The following is a 17,065-nucleotide window of genomic DNA, read 5'->3' as shown; positions in this document are numbered from 1 at the left end:
TTTAAATACCCGCTATTTCGCGCTCTGTAATACACTCGTTTGAGGCCATTTCAAACTCGCGGCACGTAAGTGGGCGGTTTTCGTAAATGGTACACATTAGGGTATTGCGGTCGAGTGCTTGACACCAGCCGTCGTCTGCGCGTTTCATTACTTCGCTGCCCCATTTGTCGTAATCAATGTACTGAAAAGGCACGCCGGTGTCGGTCACTATACGCACTTCTAATTGGCAGCAACATGCCTGGCAATTAGCGCAGGTTACGGGCTCAGGTGTAGAGGAAATAGTTTTACTTGGAATAACAGTATTAGGCATAGTGACTTACTTTTTTGAATAAGCCACTAGGATACAGTAACTAATTTAACGCGCTAGTAGTTTTGCTTTTATATCGCTATAACGCATCTGCTCGCAAAGCGCAAAGCCGCTGAGTTGGCGCACTTTATTACGTGCAAATAACGGTACACTCATGCCCGCTAAAAAGCGGCACTGAGTTTCAATACCTACACTGTGAATACCTTTTGTTGCCATGTGCGCTAAAAACTCATCCACTTTTTGATAAACAACGTCATCGGCAATGTGAGCAGGCTCTATTGAATATTCAAGCTTAACAGCATTACCACGGCATACACTACAATGCCCGCATTGCGCTGGCGCGTTTTGGTCGTCAAAGTAGCGCGCTAAGTTATAGCTTAAGCAGCTTTGTAATTCAAAAAAGCGCACCAATGCAGCTATACGTTTAATCTCGGCTTGTTCTTTTTCGATAAAATAACTGTGTAATTGCTTTGCAAGTTCAGGGTTATTTATAACCTCACTATGCACTTTGTAAACTTGGGTAATACGTTTGGTTTCAAGGGTTATTAGGTTTTTTTCGGCTAGGTAGTCAAGCGCGGCCACTACGCGTTTACGGTCAACTTGCGCGGCTTGGGTAAGGGTGTCGAAATTAAGCGTGCCCCATATTTTTTTAAAATCGGTGTGGCTAAATATTTGTGTTAAAAAGGCTTGGCGCTGCTCGTCAAACTGGCTAAGTAGCTCGTTTTTATCTACCAAAAACTTGTATTTAAAATCGGCGTAATAGGCGTACTGCGGCGTTATTGCGCCTTGCATTTCGAGTTGTACCAGCAAGGTTTTAAGCGCTAATTGGCGAATATTACTTTCGCTTGAAAGGCTGTACTCTTGCATTTCCCATTGCTGCGGCTGGGCTTTAATATCGTTAATTACGTATTCAATGCCGCTAAGCTCGGGAGTATCGCCGTACACAAAGTTTTCTACTGTGTTTAGGCCATCTAAATTAGCCAAGGTGTAGCAGTTTGATGGGTTGCCATCGCGCCCTGCGCGGCCAATTTCTTGGCTGTAGTTTTCAATTGATTTTGGTAAATCGTAATGAATAACAAAGCGAATATCTGATTTATCAACGCCCATACCAAAGGCTATAGTTGCCACAACAACGTTAATTTTACACGCCATAAAATCATCTTGAATTTGCCACCTAAGTGTATCTTCAAGCCCCGCATGATACGCAACCGCCTGAATACCTTGCGCACTTAGCGTATTAGCCACTTGCTCAGCACTTTGCTGAAGGGTTACATACACAATACCTGGGCCATTTTGCGCACGCACTATGTTTGTAAGCTCAGTGTTTTTATCAGCCGTTTTTACACTTAGCACGCTTAAATCGAGGTTAGCGCGGTAAAAGCCGGTTTGTACAATACACTCTGGGGCAATATTAAAACGCTCGCTCATGTCGCGTTTTACTTTTTTAGTGGCTGTGGCGGTGAGTAATAGTACCAGTGGAATATTTAGCTCTTCGCGGTATCGCGGTAATTTAAGGTAATCGGGTCTAAAGTTATGACCCCATTCAGATATACAATGCGCTTCGTCTACCACCAGCATAGACAGCGCAACTTGGCTTATAAACTCTCTAAAACGCTCGTTTTTAAAACGCTCAACCGACACCATTAACACTTTAATTTTACCATTTCGCACATCGTTCATTACGGTGCTGCTTTGCATTTGGTCTTGGCTCGAATCAAGGCTTGCCGCGTAAATACCTTTGCTATTTAAAAAGCTAATTTGATCTTTCATCAATGCAAGTAAAGGCGATACCACCAAGGTTAAGTTTGGTAAATGCATAGCCGTTAGCTGATAACACAACGACTTACCCGACCCCGTAGGGAATATAGCCAGTGACGATTGCCCATTTAAAAGCTGCTCAATGGTTTGCTGTTGCCCTGTTCTAAATTGGCTAAAACCAAAATGTTGCTCAAGTGATTGAATTAATGGCGTGGTCATAAATGTCCTTTTCGGTGTTTTTAACAGCAATTTAACTGCACAGCTAAACGATAAGAAAGTGAGTATAACTTATATGCCTTTATTCAGCATTTTTTGCTGACATATCCTTTATTTAGGCGCAAACTAATAGCGCAAAAATAAATAGTCGCGTTTGCCAAAAATAACTTTTTCTATACCCAAGTGACCTCAAAATACTAAAAATAATACAGATTATTTGGGTATATTATTTTTTGAGGGCAACGTTATGAGTATTACTAAACCTAAAATCGTCGTTATTGGCGGTGGCGCTGGTGGATTAGAGCTAGCAACACAATTAGGGCATAAACTAGGAAAGAAAAAACAAGCAGAAATTCTACTAATAGACAAAAACCGTACTCACATATGGAAGCCGTTACTTCACGAAGTAGCGACAGGCTCTATTGACCCCGATTTAGATGGCGTTGTGTATTCAGCCCACGCTGCAAAACACCATTATAATTTTCAGCTTGGTACGTTTTGTAATATTGATCAAAGCAATAAAACTATCACCCTTGCGCCGCACCTCGATGAGCTAGGCCACACCATTTTACCAAAGCGCACCGTACGCTACGATCACCTTGTTATTGCCATAGGCAGTGTAAGTAACGACTTTAATACGCCAGGCATAAAAGATCATTGCTACTTTTTAGACTCAAACCAGCAAGCAGAGCGTTTTCAGCATTCACTGCTCGACAGCTTTACCCGCCTACACCAAGACGATAACCAACAGCAATCGTTAAATATTGCCATTGTAGGCGGCGGCGCAACCGGCGTTGAGCTTTCAGCTGAGCTGTACCATGTATCTGAATTACTTAAACTTTACGGCCTTACAAACATGTCGTCTAAGCGTTTACATATACACCTAATTGAAGCGGGCCCTCGTATTTTACCCGCCCTGCCCGAGCGAATTGCCGTAAGCGCTAAACGTGAGCTGTTAAAATTGGGTGTAAACGTGCGAGAGCAAACACAGGTAAAAGAAGCCACCGAGCAAGGTTTTATAACAAAAGATGAAGAACACATAGATGCCGATATAATGGTATGGGCCGCAGGCGTAAAAGCGCCAGATTTTATTAAAGACTTAGGTGTTTTTGATCTTACCCGTAGCAACCAAATTAAGGTTAACGAGTTTTTACAAAGCACCGTAGATGAGAGCATTTTTGTACTTGGCGATTGTTGCGCCTTCACCCAAGAAGACGGAAAACTTGTACCGCCACGCGCACAATCGGCTCATCAAATGGCACTATGCGTAGAAAAAAACCTCATTGCCACTTTAAAACAACAGCCACTATGCGGCTTTAAATATAGCGACCATGGCTCACTCGTTAACTTATCGCGCTACAGCACAGTAGGTAATTTAATGGGTAACTTAACCAGCAACACCTTTTTTATAGAAGGTAAAATTGCTCGCTTTATGTATATATCACTGTATCGCATGCACCAGCGCGCCATACACGGCAGCGCAAAAACCTTTGCATTATGGATAAGCGAAAAAGTACTACGCGTAGTACGCCCTAAAATGAAATTGCATTAAAAATAGAGTAAGCAGCGATAATAATTATTTATCGCTGCTGTCTTTAATATTTAACATTGGATGTGTATTTTTACCAAAATCTACTGAAGGAATGACGCTATGACGGGTAAAACGCTGATTTTTAATTTTGATGGTACAGGGGGCGAGCCCCGCGACGCAGAGCAATTTAGCTCAGACCATTTTAAAGAAGACAGTAGTATTTCTAATATTCTTAAGCTGCACTTGTTATTAGGCGGCAAGCTTGATGACTCCCCCACTACTCCATTTACAAATCAGCTTAGTTTTTATTACCAAGGTATTGGCACTAAAGGCAGCCGCTTAAAACGTATTTTAAACCAAACCTTAGCACCGCGCGGTGACGATGTTGCCAGTATTTTAAATCAGGCTATGAGTGATTTTAAAACACATTACCAAATGGGCGATACCCTACTCCTTAGTGGTTTTAGCCGAGGCGGCGCACTTGCCAGGCGTTTTGCAAAAATTCTAGAGCCTTTAATTAGTAATAACGTTTATATATGTGTGTTTGATACCGTGGCCTCTATTGGTTTATCAAAAGTAAGTAAAGCAACTCGCGGCGCTGAACACGTTATTTTTGAAAACCACACTATTGCTAATAATATTTCACAGGCGCTGCACTGCGTTGCCCTTGATGAAAAACGCCGTGCGTTTGAACCCACCTTAATGAACCATCAAAATAATATTACCGAACTTTGGTTTGCAGGTGCACACTCCGACATTGGTGGTGGTTATTATCGCGATGGCCTTGCTGATATTTGCTTGCGTTACGCACTAGAGTGGTTAATTGAGCAGCCACTTAATATATCGCTATTAACGAGTCACGACATTGACTACAACGCCTTACTGCCAGAGAGTAATTTAGTAGATCAAGATGATGTAACAGTCATACCCGACCCACTTGCTTTAAGCCATCAACAAAATTACTTTTGGTTTAACCCCTTTTTTAAATTGGTTGATAGGGAGTGCTATGTACTTATTGATAATGAAGCAAGCAAACTTGAGCCATTAGTTCACCAAAGTGTGGCTGCGCGTATAAATAAGCTCACCAGTTATCGCCCTGAGTCTCTTAAAAAACGTCATTACAAAATTAGTTATAACGATGGCACAACATTAAGCTTTGTAGGGCTAAGCCCACATATTGCACTCGCAAACCAAAATATGAGCGTGCTTAGTATTAACCAAAGCCAAGATGTAATGGTATTTGCCTCAGAGCAATACAACACCACAGGCTTAATGCTCGAACAAGGAGCTACGTATCGATTTACACCCTACCCAGACCAGTTTTGGTACGATGATGGCATAAAGTGCACTTCTTTAGGTTGGCATCGAGATAATGTGCAGTTAGGTGTAAAAGAAATACCCATGGCATTACTTGAGCCATTTAGGCGGCTTCCTCACGCACAATGGTTTTCTTTAATAGGTGCAATAAATCAAGACGATGAACACCTGTTTGAAATTGCTGGTGGCGGTGATATAAAAATAGCTAAGTCGGGCGAGTTTTGCCCATTTGCCAACGACTTAAGCCGCTTTTATGGCGCTAATGCAGGTAAAATAAAAGTAAAAGTAACACGTTTAGGGTAAGTGATAGTGCTACTTTTAAGTTATATAATTAAGTAATTAGATGCTTTGTATCTCACACCAGTAAACTCTGCGCCTATCGCCAAAATTAACACAACGGTTAAATTACCTGTAGACGCGCAGCTTGCTGGCGTGACGAGCGATAGCTCGTATTGCCTATAAATATCGTCGTTAACCCACTTAGTTTGAAGCTGCTAAATCCGCTTCAGCGTCGGCAAGCATTGCAAACTCTTCATCTGCACTTTTAGCAACTAAATGCTTTGCGCTATAGCCAAAGTAATAAGCTGCGCCAATAAAAAATAGCACTACGGTGTATAAAAATGCACGAGGGTCGAACGCATATACACCCGTTAATGCTATTAGCGATAACACCAATGCAACGCCAGATGTAATCATACCGCCCGGTGTTTTATAAGGGCGTACTAAATCGGGTTGCTTTATACGTAACATAATATGGCTAAGCGCCATTAATGCATACGATACCGTTGCACCTACTACCGCCATGGCCAGTATTAAATCACCCTCACCGCTAAGTGATACAACAAAACCAAATATGGCAGGTACAATTAGCGCACGCGCTGGTACTTTACGCTCTGTGGTAATTGATAACGAACGCGGCAAATAGCCTGCACGCGAAAGTGCAAATACTAAGCGACTATAGCCATAAATAATTGAGAAAAACGATGCAACCAAACCTGCTAATCCTAAAATATTTACGGCTGTTGCTAAACTTGTATTACCCGTTACATTAAGCGCATCTACTAGCGGCACAGCGCTTGAACCCATAGCTTGTGCACCACCAGCACCAGGCACCAACACAACAACCAGTAATGCCGTAAACAGTAAAAATAACATAGCCCCAATAATGCCTTTAGGTACATCTTTGGCAGGGTCTTTAGCTTCTTCGGCTGCCAACGGCACACCTTCAACAGCTAAAAATAGCCACATAGCAAATGGTAATGCAGCCCACACGCCATACCAACCAAGCGGTAAAAAGTCGCTTGCACCTGCGGCGTCGGTTACTGCTACATCAAATAAGTTTGAGGCGTCAAAGTTAGCAACAAGCACAACAGCCGTTGCAATAATAGCCAATACTGCTAAGCCACTGATCACCATCATCACTTTTAAGGCTTCGCCAACACCCGCTAAGTGAATACCCACAAACGCTAAATAAAACAGTGCATATACCCACGGGCCATTAAAACCCGTTAAAGCTTCAACTGCTGAGCCAATAAATATAACAATAGCGGCGGGTGCTAGTGCGTATTCAATTAATACCGCAAGACCCGTTAAATATCCCCCAGCAGGCCCCATTGCTTGACGCGCAAAACTATAACCACCACCGGCTGCAGGAATAGCAGCCGACATTTCAGCAAGCGATAACACAAGCGTTAAATACATTATTGCCATTAACACGGCAGCAATTGCAAAGCCGCCCCATCCGGCTTCTGCTATACCAAAGTTCCAACCAGCAAAATCTCCCGATATTACATACGACACACCTAAACCAGCAAGTAATAGCCAGCCAGCGGTGCCGCCTTTTAACTGCCTTTGTGCAAGATACTCTTTATTGTTATTAGACATTTTGACCTCTTTTTATAGTTTTATTGTGCAATTAAAAAATTAGTTGTTTGAACCTGGTGCTCAATTACATCGTCTTGTGTTCTGTCTTTTAAATTAACCCCTGTAAGCCCGAGCTTTTTAGCCTCTTGCAGCAAATACACAGCTCTTCGAGCGGCTTCAGAGTAACTAAGCCCTGCAGGGCGAATATTAGAAATACAATTACGACACGCATCGTTAAGCCCCGTTTTTGGCTCCCACGTTAAATAAAGGCCTAGGCTGTCGGGCGAACTAAGCCCGGGGCGCTCACCAATGAGTACCATTACAACTTGTGCGTTTAACAGCTCGCCAATATCATCACCAATCGCTACGCGACCTTGCTCTACAAGCGTTATAGGCGCTAATTTATAAGGCATTGAATTGCTATGTAATTGGCTAAGCAGCTCGCTAATAAACGGCGCAGCATTTTTTTGTACCGCTAAAGACGAAAGCCCGTCGACCACTACAATGGCTAAATCGTACTGCGCCTGAGTACTGCTTTGCCTACTTTGCATGGTGTTTAAAAGCGTTGTACGCCCTGCTTGGTTTAGCTTTCGGCCTAAATCGGGGCGTTGTAAATAAGTAACACGGTCCACAGCTTCGCTTTGCACTCTCAAAGGTTTATCTGCACCGCTAAGCGCATCAATAGCACTGAGTGTTTTTGTCATTTCGTTAATATCTAACGGAAAGTTAACCGCATCGCGCGCCTGAGCATGCGATAACTGAAACGCTAGCATTTCAGCTGTAGGTAAACTTATACCCGCTCGGCCAAGGCCTATTCGGGCATCGGTAAAGCGGCGTAAATCGCTCCATGGGTTTTCAACCACTTTACCGTTATTTATATGATGGCTTGTTTTTATAGGCTCAACAGCTTTCATCACATCCCCCCTTGCACAGCTTTTAAAGGCTTAGCAAATGCGCTTGGTAAGGTACTTGATAAAATAGACTCGGCGGTATTTTCCATAATTTTCATCTTACTTAGCCATGCTTCAAACTCGGGAGCTGGGCGAGAGCCTAAAACTCGGCGCACATAGAGCGCATCATGAAATGAGGTCGTTTGGTAGTTAAGCATTATGTCGTCCGAACCTGGAATTCCCATAACAAACGAGCAACCCGCCACACCTAGTAACGTAAGTAAGTTATCCATATCGTTTTGGTCGGCTTCGGCGTGGTTGGTGTAACACACATCGCACCCCATAGGTATGCCCAAAAGCTTGGCGCAAAAGTGATCTTCAAGGCCTGCGCGGGTAATTTCTTTGCCATCAAATAAGTACTCAGGGCCAATAAACCCTACAACGGTATTAACTAATAAAGGGTTAAACTTACGCGCCAAAGCATAAGCACGCGCCTCACAAGTTTGTTGATCAAGCCCATGGTGTGCATTTGCCGAAAGCGAGCTGCCTTGCCCGGTTTCAAAATACATTACATTATTGCCAACCGTGCCTCGCTTTAAGCTAAGCGCAGCATCTTGCGCCTCTGCTAACGTATTTAAATTAAAACCAAAGCTTGAATTTGTAGCCTCTGTACCGCCTATAGACTGAAAAACTAAATCAACCGGCGCGCCTGCTTCTATGCACTCTATGGTGTTAGTTACATGGGTAAGCACGCAGCTTTGTGTCGGAATTTCGTATTTTTGAATAACATCATCCATCAGCGTCATAAGCTTAATGGCTTGCGCTACGTTATCGGTTGCGGGATTAATGCCAATTACCGCATCGCCATTGCCGTATAAAAGCCCATCGAGCATACATGCGGCTATACCATTTATGTCATCAGTTGGGTGGTTTGGTTGCAAACGCGTAGATAAATGCCCTGGCAAACCTATGGTATTTCTAAATGCGCTTTTTACGTGGCATTTTTTAGCAACTAAAATAAGATCCTGATTACGCATTATTTTACTCACCGCAGCGGCCATTTCTGGTGTAATAGCTTGCCTTACACTTGCAAGAACCGCAGGGGTGGCATAATCACTTAATAGCCAGTTTCTAAAATCTCCCACGGTTAAGTGCGATATAAGCGAAAATGCGTTTGCATCGTGCTCATCAATTATTAAGCGTGTAATTTCGTCTTGTTCGTAGGGAATAAGTACATCGTTTAAAAATGTTTTAAGCGGTACTTCGGCCAAGGTCATTTGTGCTACGGCACGTTCTTGCGCCGATTGTGCAATAACTCCCGCTAACCTATCACCCGAGCGCTGAGGCGTAGCTTTAGCCATTAACTGCGCTAAACTCTTGAATTGATAAGTATGTGTTCCTAACGTATAACTGTACGCATGCCCCATGATTTACTCCGCATAACTAATATTACAAACCTTGGTATAGGTCTTGCCTTATATAAGCTATAAATCAATTTTTAATTGTCACAAGGGAGCTTAATTTGTACCAAGTGACTATCGAATTTTGGCAAATCACGTTTTATTATTTTATTTCAGTAAGTTGCTGCCTTTATTTGGCACTAACTTAAAATAAAAATATGTTTACTTTAAAAGAGCATCACCTATATGGCGCAGCAAGGCAGCAACAACGCACCACAAAAGAGCAAGGTATACACGCACGATATTGACGAGCAAGCGCATAACCTCACTCAGTGGCAACAAAAGTACGACCAAGTAAGCGATGGCAGCTTTTTTGGCTGTATAGAAGGTGTTAACTACAGCGATATTCATGCTTTTAAAGAATACACCGAGCGCTCACTTCGCCAACAATGCAGCATAGCGCCTAACTCTATTTGGCTTGGAATACCGAGCCAATCACAACAAAGTAAAATTAATGGCCTTGATGTAGCGAGTAATCAATTTATGTGCCGTACAAGTAACAGCGACTTTGAGCTAATTACGCCTGAACAATTTGATATTTACGGTTTGGTTATTGATTGGCATTCAATTGAGTACATGGCACAGTTACAAGGCGTAACAATAAAAAACCTATCATCTGCACAATCTGCTCGTTTGTCGGTAAGTGACTCATCGCTGCAAACTGCAAAGCAAATTATTAACAGTATGGTTGTAAGTAAAGGCTTTGGGCTTAAACCAGAGTCTCAGCAAGATATGCTAAGTATGCTAGCACTACACTTATTGCAAGCCGATAACCCCCAGCAAAACATAGCCCCAAGTTACAAACACCGTAAAGCAGTGGTCGATAAAGTAAAAGAGTACGTAGCAGCCAACCCACAAAAAACAATTACTATAACTGAGCTTTGCGAGCTTACTTTTGTTAGTAGACGTACTTTGCAGTACAGTTTCGAAAGTATATTAGGAATTAATCCGCTTAGGTTTTTGCGTTTAACCCGCCTTAATAATGTAAGGCGCGAGCTTAAATTGGTTGGTCAATCCAAGCCTATTTCAGTCATAGCAGCCAATTGGGGATTTTGGCATGCCGGGCAATTTACTAAAGACTACACTCAGTTATTTGGCGAAAACCCATCACAAACCATAGCAAATAATTTAAAAGAAAGCGGCCTAGATTTTTAGATGCTGCGCATCGCGCGCGAGCAAGCTTCGCGCCTACAACTTTCACTTCACGTTGCGGGTTTATCCTTTTAAATTTAAAAAATAATTTTCGTTAACCCTACTTTAACCCTCTATAAATTAAGCTAACTGCATTGATGTAGTTTGTTCAATTGTATAACTACATATTAAAAATTTTTAAGTATTAAAGTTAGGAATAGACTGTATGAAACTTATAAAAGATACACCTCTCACGCTGAGCAAAACCACAATCAGCCTACATTGGATTGTAGCGGTACTTATTATTGGGTTATTAGGCTCAGGGCTGTACATGGAAAACTTTGAAGCGTTTTTTCTTATGAGCTGGCATAAATCATTTGGAGTATTACTCTTTGCTTTTGCTTTATTAAGGGTAACGTGGCGCATTATAAATGGCTGGCCAAAACACACTAATACTCATCCAGAGTATGAAATGATACTCGCTAAAGTTATTCACTACGTATTGATAATTAGCATGTTATTAATGCCAATTTCAGGATTAATAACCTCAGGTATGGGTGGGCATGGCGTAGACTTGTTTGGGCTAGAAATTATTCCGCATAATCCTAACCCAGAAAACCCGCAAAGAAACATGCCATTTAGCGAAAGCTGGTCAAATTTAGGTAAAACCGTTCACGGCTTAACAGCTAATGCGCTATTAGTTGCGCTAGGCTTACATATAGTGGGCGCTATAAAACATCACGTTATAGATAAAGACAACACGCTTACCCGCATGCTTGGCAAAAAGTAGGCAGTTAAAAGTCTTATTTGATCGGTGCTATTTAAGCCGCGATTAAATAAGACTCTCGTCCTACATGCTTACTGCTGCGTTTAAACGAACCTTTACCTTTTTTAGCTTTTACCACTTGTGGTTTAAACACTTTAGAGGTTACTAAAGCCGCAAGCGCATTATGATTAATAACACCTCGGCCGGTGTCTACCGCGCTTTTATTTACCGATTTGTTTTTCGATTTTTTAGCCATTTTATTTCCTATTTTGACTATGAGTTTCTATTTTAAGAAGTGGCGATTGTATGCCTAATTTTCAACCTTGCAAGTATTTTTATCATTGCATAACGCTATTTTGTCATAATAAATATGCATAAAAAAAGCGCAGTAAATAACTGCGCTTAATAAACAACCTAAACCCTGGATAATAAATCTATCTCTAGCCAGAGTTCAGGTTAAATAGTTTTTAGCTTTAATTAAAATTCAAAGCTTACTTTTGCATAGTAAGTACGCCCGTCAAAGCCATAAGGCAATGCACGTACAGGGTATTTAAACGCACCATTGGTGATAAAATTAAGTACTTCGTCGTCACCTAATTCATCTGGGGTTTCATCAAATACGTTGTCGGCGCCCACTGATAAATTAAATATTTCGTTAATTTGGTAGCTAACGTTTAAATCCACTAATACTGCTGATTCAACCGTGCTTGTTGGTTTAAACGAACCAGTCGGCGAAAGCTCTCCTGGTAAAGAGATATGGTCGTTACCAAAGTACTTAACGTCTGTTTCGCCAAAGTAGTTAAAACGAAGTGTTGATGTGTAAACATCACGCTCGTAATCAAACGTTAGTGTGGCACGTTCACTTGGCTGCCCATCAGTAAAAAAGCTACGTTGTAAATCATCAAACGCAACCGACTCAGGAATACCTTCTTCTGCGTTCACGTTATCAATTTTAGTGTCGTTTAAGTTGCCAGCAAAGGTTACACCAAAGTTTCCGCCTTCAACCTCTGTACGGTAAGATGCAATAATATCAACACCTTGCGTAGTTGAGTCTACAGAGTTTGAAAAGTAGTTAGCTTGCACGGCGCCTGTTGCTTGTAAAGCAGCTACGGCTTCATCACTAAAGGCAACATCATCCGCAGAAAGTAAACTACCAAGGGTAATACGGTCTTTAATTTCTACGCGGTAAAAATCAACCGTTAACGAAAGCTCACTTGTTACATCGTAAACAAAACCTGCGCTGTAGTTAGTTGATGTCTCAAGCTCTAGGCTATCTACACCTAACGCACTTGGAAAAGCAGTCCCCGTATTTGCAGTGAACGACTGCGTAAGTGTTCCGTCAGAACCTAGGTTAGTCGTAAATGCTGTATAACCACTTTGTTGAAGCGAAGGTGCTCTAAAGCCAGTAGATACCGCACCACGCACAGCAAAGTCATCGTTAAATTCATAACGTGTGGCTAACTTACCAATTAAATCATCACCCGCATCCGAAAAGTCCTCGTAGCGCAGCGCACCACTTACGTTCCATGCGTCAGTGATCATAGTTTCTACGTCTACATAAAACGCGTAACTGTTGCGATCGCTTTCATTAGTTGCCTCTGGGCGCAGGCCGTTATACGCCTGAAAACCACACTCTGCAAACTGATCAGAATCGTTTACTGATGGATACGAAGCATCCGTATTTGCCAAGCCACATGCGTAAGATGCTTCATCGCCAGGTACTATTTCGTAGTTTTCTTTACGGTATTCTGCACCAATAGTTACATATAAAGGTTCATTGCGGCCAATATCTACAATACCGTTTACATCTAAATTAACCGTAGTTTGATCAAACCTAAAGCCACCAGAGTAACCGCCGCTTGGGCCTGCATTTGCTGCTATATCGGCATCGCTTGCATCTGGGTTGTTAAATACGTACTCCGCCGCATAAGAGGCATTTATAGTATTACGTGAGGTAAAGTCGTATTGGTTTTCACCATACACTGCCGATACATCGTAATTCCAATCTGGGTTTATATCGCCTCTAAAACCAACCGCTACTGAAATATCTTCAGCTTCGTTATAAATACGAGGTAAAAAACCATCACTGTACACTTGAGTTACGTTTTTAGAGGCTTCGTTAAAGTTGCGGTAAAAGCCATTACCTAGTGCAGTTCGCTCAGAGTAACCACCAAACGAGTAAAGCTCGCCGTCGCCCATAGGCAATGCCATATTGTAAAACAACGAGGTAAATTCACTTTCAGAATTACCTTGGCTCCAACGTACATCTTCACTAAGCGTACCGGGTTCAACATTTAACGAGCCGCCCGTATCGCGCTCAGCTCTGTTTGTACCATCGGCATCGCGGTATTCAAGCGATAAGTTAATAAAGCCGCCTTCGTTGCCTAAGTCAAAACCACGATTTAAACCTGCAGAAAGCGTATCGCCGTCACCTTCACTGGTGCCACCGTACTGAACGTAACCAGTGGTTACACCCGTTGAATTATTAAGTGATAAGTTAATTACGCCCGCAATTGCATCTGAACCGTACTGCGCTGCTGCGCCATCACGTAATACCTCTACACCTTTAAGTGCAGTAAGCGGAATAGCGTTCATATCGGTGCCGGCAGCGCCCGCACCTACAGTACCGTTAAGGCCAAAAATTGATTGATTATGGCGGCGCTTACCGTTAACCAAAACTAACGTTTGATCAGGCTGTAAACCACGAAGCGTTGCAGGTCTAAATAAATCAGAGCCATCAGATACCTGTGTACGCGAAAAGTTAAACGAAGGCGCTGTTGCTTGCAGGCTTTGCCCTAACTCTGTAAACCCACCTTTATTTAAATCATCTGCGTCTATTAAATCTATAGGTGACGAAGACTCAGTTGAGGTACGGTTAGAAACGCGCGATCCTAATACAGATATTTGTTCTATGTTTTGCTGTGCCTGAACAGGCGCTTCTTGTGCGTTTACAATGCTCGGTGCGCTAAAAGCAAACGCAACGGCTGCAGCTAATGTGTTTAAACGGTATGTTGACATGGTGACGACCCTGTTTTTGTGTGTTCTGTTTAATTTGTTAAAGCGGTGTTATGTGCCGCTTGTTGCAAACATCCTAGCAACATATGCAAACAAAAAGAAATGAAAAAATCTAATTTTTTGGTGTAAGTATGCAAATAACCTTAAAGATGGGATAAAACCACGTTTAATTGATTAATATACACCCTAATAAGGCATTATATTTCAATAAATAGAATTGTTAACGAATTATTTACAATGTAGTTTTATTAGTTGATTGGTGTTTTTAAAGGGAATAGACAATGAATGGTCGAACCTGTCTCTAATATGCTGTTAATTTCTATTTTTCCACCATGATCGCGCACCATAGCATATACAAGTGTCATTCCCATGCCAGTCCCTCTACCCACCTCTTTGGTTGTGTAAAAAGGGTCAAAAATATGCTCTATTGTGTGCTCAGTCATGCCGCAACCGTTATCTTTTATTTCAATACAAATATTTTCCTCTATTTCAAAAAGATTAACTTCAATTATGCAGCCTTTTTCTAAATCGTATTCGCAAGCATGCCACGCGTTCATTAGTAAATTGACAAAAATTTGATTAATTGACGATAAATTACACCAAATAAGTGGTAAAGGCTCAAAACGTGTTTTAATTTCACATAACTTAAGTTTACTGCTGAGCAATTTTAAAGCATTTTTTGCAGCCACAGTTATATCTGTTAACTGTTTGTCTTGTTGTGTGCTTGGGTGAGCAAAGTCTAATAAATTATGTACTATTTGTTTAATGCGCTTCAGGCCCTCAACGCTGTCGTTTACTTGCCCAGGTAAATTGTTATACAGCCATGCATAAGGATATTGTAAATTGAGTATATCGAGCTCGTGCTTAAAGTGAGTTTCTTTAATTTCGTTATTAAGATATTGCTCATTAAGCTTCAAAAGAGTGACGAGTAAAGGGGTTGCATGCTGAATACTTTCTATATTGCTCATAACATATGCTAGCGGATTATTTATTTCATGAGCAATGCCAGCACTAAGGGTGCCAAGCGTAGCCATTTTTTCTGTTTGTACAAACAATGCTTGCTGGTGCTCTAAATCGGCCACCTTTTTTTGCAACTCATTATTTATTGCAACTAAAACATCGCTTTTATCTTTAAGTAGTTGCTCTGCCGCTAAGCGAAGTTTTTGCTCGTTTAAAAAAGCCTGCTCAAAATCGCGACCTGATCCTTTCATTCCTTTAGTCCATATATATAGCGTTAATACCTAACGTTTAGTCGTCAACATACAAATTTGCAACTAGCCTCAATTATTTATAGGTAATAGCCCATTACTTTAGTGTATATTTTGAACAAAATAGTAAATTGCTTTAACGATAAATACGCCGTAGCAGTTTTAAGCTATTATTTAAGCAGTAGTAATTTCAAGGTGAACCATGACACAAACAACATCCAGCACACCTATTAATCAAGTTGATGTACTTTGCATAGACGATGACGAAATTGTACTGCGTTCGTTAACACGTTTACTTAAAGTGAATGAGCTTTCAGTAATAGTGTGTGACAACCCACAAAGCGCACTAACGCTTTTTAAAAATCACGAGTTTGGCTTAATTATTAGTGATATGCGAATGCCTGGAATGAACGGCGCTGAGTTTTTAGAAAAAGCACGCGCTATTGCCCCCGACACCCAGCGTATACTTTTAACTGGCTATGCTGACATTGAAACCACGCTTGCAGCAGTAAACCAAGGGCAAATAAATGGGTATATTCAAAAGCCATGGCAAAACGACTTACTGCTTCGTAGTATTAAAGACAGCCTTGAAAAGTTTGCATTAAAAAAACAAAATAAAAAGCTAGAGCAGCAAGTTAAAGCACAAAACCAAGAGTTACTAGAGCTAAATAACACATTAGAGCAAAGCGTAGAAAAGCGAACGCTACAAATTAAAAAAGTGCTAAAACAACTAGAGTCGGCTAACGAGCGAGAAAAACACGAGCACAAAGCAACCGTAGAGCTACTTTATAATTTTATTAATGCAAACCCATACTTAGATGGAAATAAAGCACAAAATATTGCCAATACCTGCACGCAAATAGCGCTTTATTTAAACCTATCGCAAAAAAGTATCGACCTTGCCCCTATGGCAGGTTACTTAGCGCAAATAGGCTTACTCGCAATGGACCCCGAGCTCTATAAAAAACCAGTAAACTCTTTAACTGAGCAACAACGTAAAACATTTTACACTCACCCAAGTACAGCACAGCTAATGCTTATGCCTGCCATACATTTACACGATGTATCGGATGCTATTTACCATCAGTTTGAGCGTTATAATGGAAATGGGTTACCTAAAGGCCTTGCCGGAAACGATATTCCAATAGGTGCTATGGTATTAGGTGTGGCGCGCGATTATTGGGATGCGTTTGAGCAATGCAATATAACTGACGATAAACAGCGCCACGAACACGCTCTTGAAAGCGTAAAACTTTACAGTGGCTCATTTTATCACCCAAAAATTGTACGCGCGCTTGAAGCTAGCCACGCAAAATTAAACGAAAAATTAAGTAGCGCTGGTACTATACAAATTTGTAAAGCAAGTGAGCTTAAAGAGAACATGGTGCTAAGCCATGCACTGCATAACCACACTGGCATAATGTTACTACCTAAAGGACATGTATTTAGCCCAAAATCAATCGAAAAATTACAACAGCTTGAAGCTAAAAAACCAGCACCATTTAGAATAATGGTTAAAAGCGCTAAATGATTGATCTAAACCGCAGTTTTTTTCGTTACAATGTGGCTAAATCTACCTTGCATAACCTAAAATTTTGCTTAT

13 protein-coding genes are annotated in these 17,065 nt (G+C 41.4%); 5 read left to right on the top strand and 8 right to left on the bottom strand.

Going from position 1 to position 17,065, the window contains the following annotated elements; translation table 11 throughout:
• Position 1: 1 nt before the first annotated feature.
• Positions 2-310 carry a YkgJ family cysteine cluster protein gene (locus ALFOR1_RS17035; RefSeq protein ID WP_004586962.1) on the bottom strand — a complete coding sequence of 103 codons (309 nt, stop codon included), beginning with the start codon at positions 308-310 and terminating at the stop codon, positions 2-4.
• A 45-nt stretch (positions 311-355) separates the two neighbouring features.
• A complete protein-coding gene (locus ALFOR1_RS17030; protein ID WP_104643783.1) occupies positions 356-2,284 on the bottom strand; it encodes a RecQ family ATP-dependent DNA helicase in 1,929 nt (642 codons plus the stop codon).
• A gap of 244 nt (positions 2,285-2,528) precedes the next feature.
• Between ALFOR1_RS17030 and ALFOR1_RS17025 the strand changes: the two genes are divergently transcribed.
• Both ALFOR1_RS17025 and ALFOR1_RS17020 read left to right on the top strand, forming a co-directional pair.
• Positions 2,529-3,833: an NAD(P)/FAD-dependent oxidoreductase gene (locus ALFOR1_RS17025; RefSeq protein ID WP_058550489.1), complete on the top strand. Its 1,305-nt coding sequence runs from the start codon at positions 2,529-2,531 to the stop codon at positions 3,831-3,833.
• Positions 3,834-3,932: 99 nt separating this feature from the next.
• The gene (locus tag ALFOR1_RS17020) at positions 3,933-5,432 is read left to right on the top strand and encodes a phospholipase effector Tle1 domain-containing protein (protein WP_104643782.1); all 1,500 of its coding nucleotides are present in this window, start codon (positions 3,933-3,935) and stop codon (positions 5,430-5,432) included.
• Positions 5,433-5,609: 177 nt separating this feature from the next.
• On the opposite strand, the gene eat is transcribed toward ALFOR1_RS17020, so the two are convergent.
• Genes eat through ALFOR1_RS17005 form a run of 3 tightly spaced genes read right to left on the bottom strand, consistent with a single transcriptional unit; the run spans position 5,610 to position 9,309 of the window.
• Positions 5,610-7,013: an ethanolamine permease gene (gene eat, locus ALFOR1_RS17015; protein ID WP_104643781.1), complete on the bottom strand. Its 1,404-nt coding sequence runs from the start codon at positions 7,011-7,013 to the stop codon at positions 5,610-5,612.
• Between the two features lie 20 nt (positions 7,014-7,033).
• Positions 7,034-7,906, bottom strand: a complete 873-nt coding sequence (gene eutC, locus ALFOR1_RS17010) for an ethanolamine ammonia-lyase subunit EutC (protein ID WP_104643780.1) — start codon at positions 7,904-7,906, stop codon at positions 7,034-7,036.
• Positions 7,906-9,309, bottom strand: coding sequence for an ethanolamine ammonia-lyase subunit EutB (locus ALFOR1_RS17005; protein ID WP_104643779.1), 1,404 nt, complete (start codon positions 9,307-9,309; stop codon positions 7,906-7,908). Before ALFOR1_RS17005 ends, eutC begins: the two co-directional genes overlap by 1 nt.
• 219 nt (positions 9,310-9,528) lie before the next feature.
• Between ALFOR1_RS17005 and ALFOR1_RS17000 the strand changes: the two genes are divergently transcribed.
• A complete protein-coding gene (locus ALFOR1_RS17000; RefSeq protein ID WP_104643778.1) occupies positions 9,529-10,497 on the top strand; it encodes a helix-turn-helix domain-containing protein in 969 nt (322 codons plus the stop codon).
• A 202-nt stretch (positions 10,498-10,699) separates the two neighbouring features.
• Entirely contained in the window at positions 10,700-11,263 is a 564-nt protein-coding gene (locus tag ALFOR1_RS16995) for a cytochrome b (protein WP_104643777.1), read from the top strand.
• A gap of 31 nt (positions 11,264-11,294) precedes the next feature.
• Here ALFOR1_RS16995 and arfA read toward each other — a convergent pair whose 3' ends face one another.
• From arfA to ALFOR1_RS16980, 3 genes are all read right to left on the bottom strand, one after another.
• A complete protein-coding gene (gene arfA / locus ALFOR1_RS16990; protein ID WP_104643776.1) occupies positions 11,295-11,495 on the bottom strand; it encodes a ribosome alternative rescue factor ArfA in 201 nt (66 codons plus the stop codon).
• A gap of 221 nt (positions 11,496-11,716) precedes the next feature.
• On the bottom strand, positions 11,717-14,257 hold the full coding sequence (locus ALFOR1_RS16985; RefSeq protein WP_104643775.1) for a TonB-dependent receptor plug domain-containing protein: 2,541 nt from the start codon (positions 14,255-14,257) through the stop codon (positions 11,717-11,719).
• A gap of 245 nt (positions 14,258-14,502) precedes the next feature.
• Positions 14,503-15,465, bottom strand: coding sequence for a sensor histidine kinase (locus ALFOR1_RS16980; RefSeq protein WP_058550480.1), 963 nt, complete (start codon positions 15,463-15,465; stop codon positions 14,503-14,505).
• A 199-nt stretch (positions 15,466-15,664) separates the two neighbouring features.
• On the opposite strand from ALFOR1_RS16980, the gene ALFOR1_RS16975 reads away from it, so the two are divergent.
• Positions 15,665-16,993 (top strand): HD domain-containing phosphohydrolase, encoded by a 1,329-nt coding sequence (locus tag ALFOR1_RS16975; RefSeq protein ID WP_104643774.1) that lies wholly within the window; start codon positions 15,665-15,667, stop codon positions 16,991-16,993.
• The last annotated feature ends 72 nt before the right edge of the window (positions 16,994-17,065 follow it).

Origin of the sequence: Pseudoalteromonas carrageenovora IAM 12662 (assembly GCF_900239935.1) — a bacterium.
Taxonomy (GTDB): Bacteria; Pseudomonadota; Gammaproteobacteria; order Enterobacterales; family Alteromonadaceae; genus Pseudoalteromonas; species Pseudoalteromonas carrageenovora.
The sequence above is the reverse complement of the archived record's forward strand: the minus strand, read 5'-3'. Positions and strand labels throughout refer to the sequence as shown.

What these genes read in the sequence shown, in the direction of transcription:
- ALFOR1_RS17005 (WP_104643779.1), bottom strand. Translation starts at nt 9,309, where the DNA reads ATGGGGCATGCGTACAGTTATACGTTAGGAACACATACTTATCAATTC.
- ALFOR1_RS16975 (WP_104643774.1), top strand. Translation starts at nt 15,665, where the DNA reads ATGACACAAACAACATCCAGCACACCTATTAATCAAGTTGATGTACTT.
- eat (WP_104643781.1), bottom strand. Translation starts at nt 7,013, where the DNA reads ATGTCTAATAACAATAAAGAGTATCTTGCACAAAGGCAGTTAAAAGGC.
- ALFOR1_RS16995 (WP_104643777.1), top strand. Translation starts at nt 10,700, where the DNA reads ATGAAACTTATAAAAGATACACCTCTCACGCTGAGCAAAACCACAATC.
- ALFOR1_RS16985 (WP_104643775.1), bottom strand. Translation starts at nt 14,257, where the DNA reads ATGTCAACATACCGTTTAAACACATTAGCTGCAGCCGTTGCGTTTGCT.
- ALFOR1_RS17030 (WP_104643783.1), bottom strand. Translation starts at nt 2,284, where the DNA reads ATGACCACGCCATTAATTCAATCACTTGAGCAACATTTTGGTTTTAGC.
- ALFOR1_RS17020 (WP_104643782.1), top strand. Translation starts at nt 3,933, where the DNA reads ATGACGGGTAAAACGCTGATTTTTAATTTTGATGGTACAGGGGGCGAG.
- ALFOR1_RS17035 (WP_004586962.1), bottom strand. Translation starts at nt 310, where the DNA reads ATGCCTAATACTGTTATTCCAAGTAAAACTATTTCCTCTACACCTGAG.
- arfA (WP_104643776.1), bottom strand. Translation starts at nt 11,495, where the DNA reads ATGGCTAAAAAATCGAAAAACAAATCGGTAAATAAAAGCGCGGTAGAC.
- ALFOR1_RS17025 (WP_058550489.1), top strand. Translation starts at nt 2,529, where the DNA reads ATGAGTATTACTAAACCTAAAATCGTCGTTATTGGCGGTGGCGCTGGT.
- ALFOR1_RS16980 (WP_058550480.1), bottom strand. Translation starts at nt 15,465, where the DNA reads ATGAAAGGATCAGGTCGCGATTTTGAGCAGGCTTTTTTAAACGAGCAA.
- ALFOR1_RS17000 (WP_104643778.1), top strand. Translation starts at nt 9,529, where the DNA reads ATGGCGCAGCAAGGCAGCAACAACGCACCACAAAAGAGCAAGGTATAC.
- eutC (WP_104643780.1), bottom strand. Translation starts at nt 7,906, where the DNA reads ATGAAAGCTGTTGAGCCTATAAAAACAAGCCATCATATAAATAACGGT.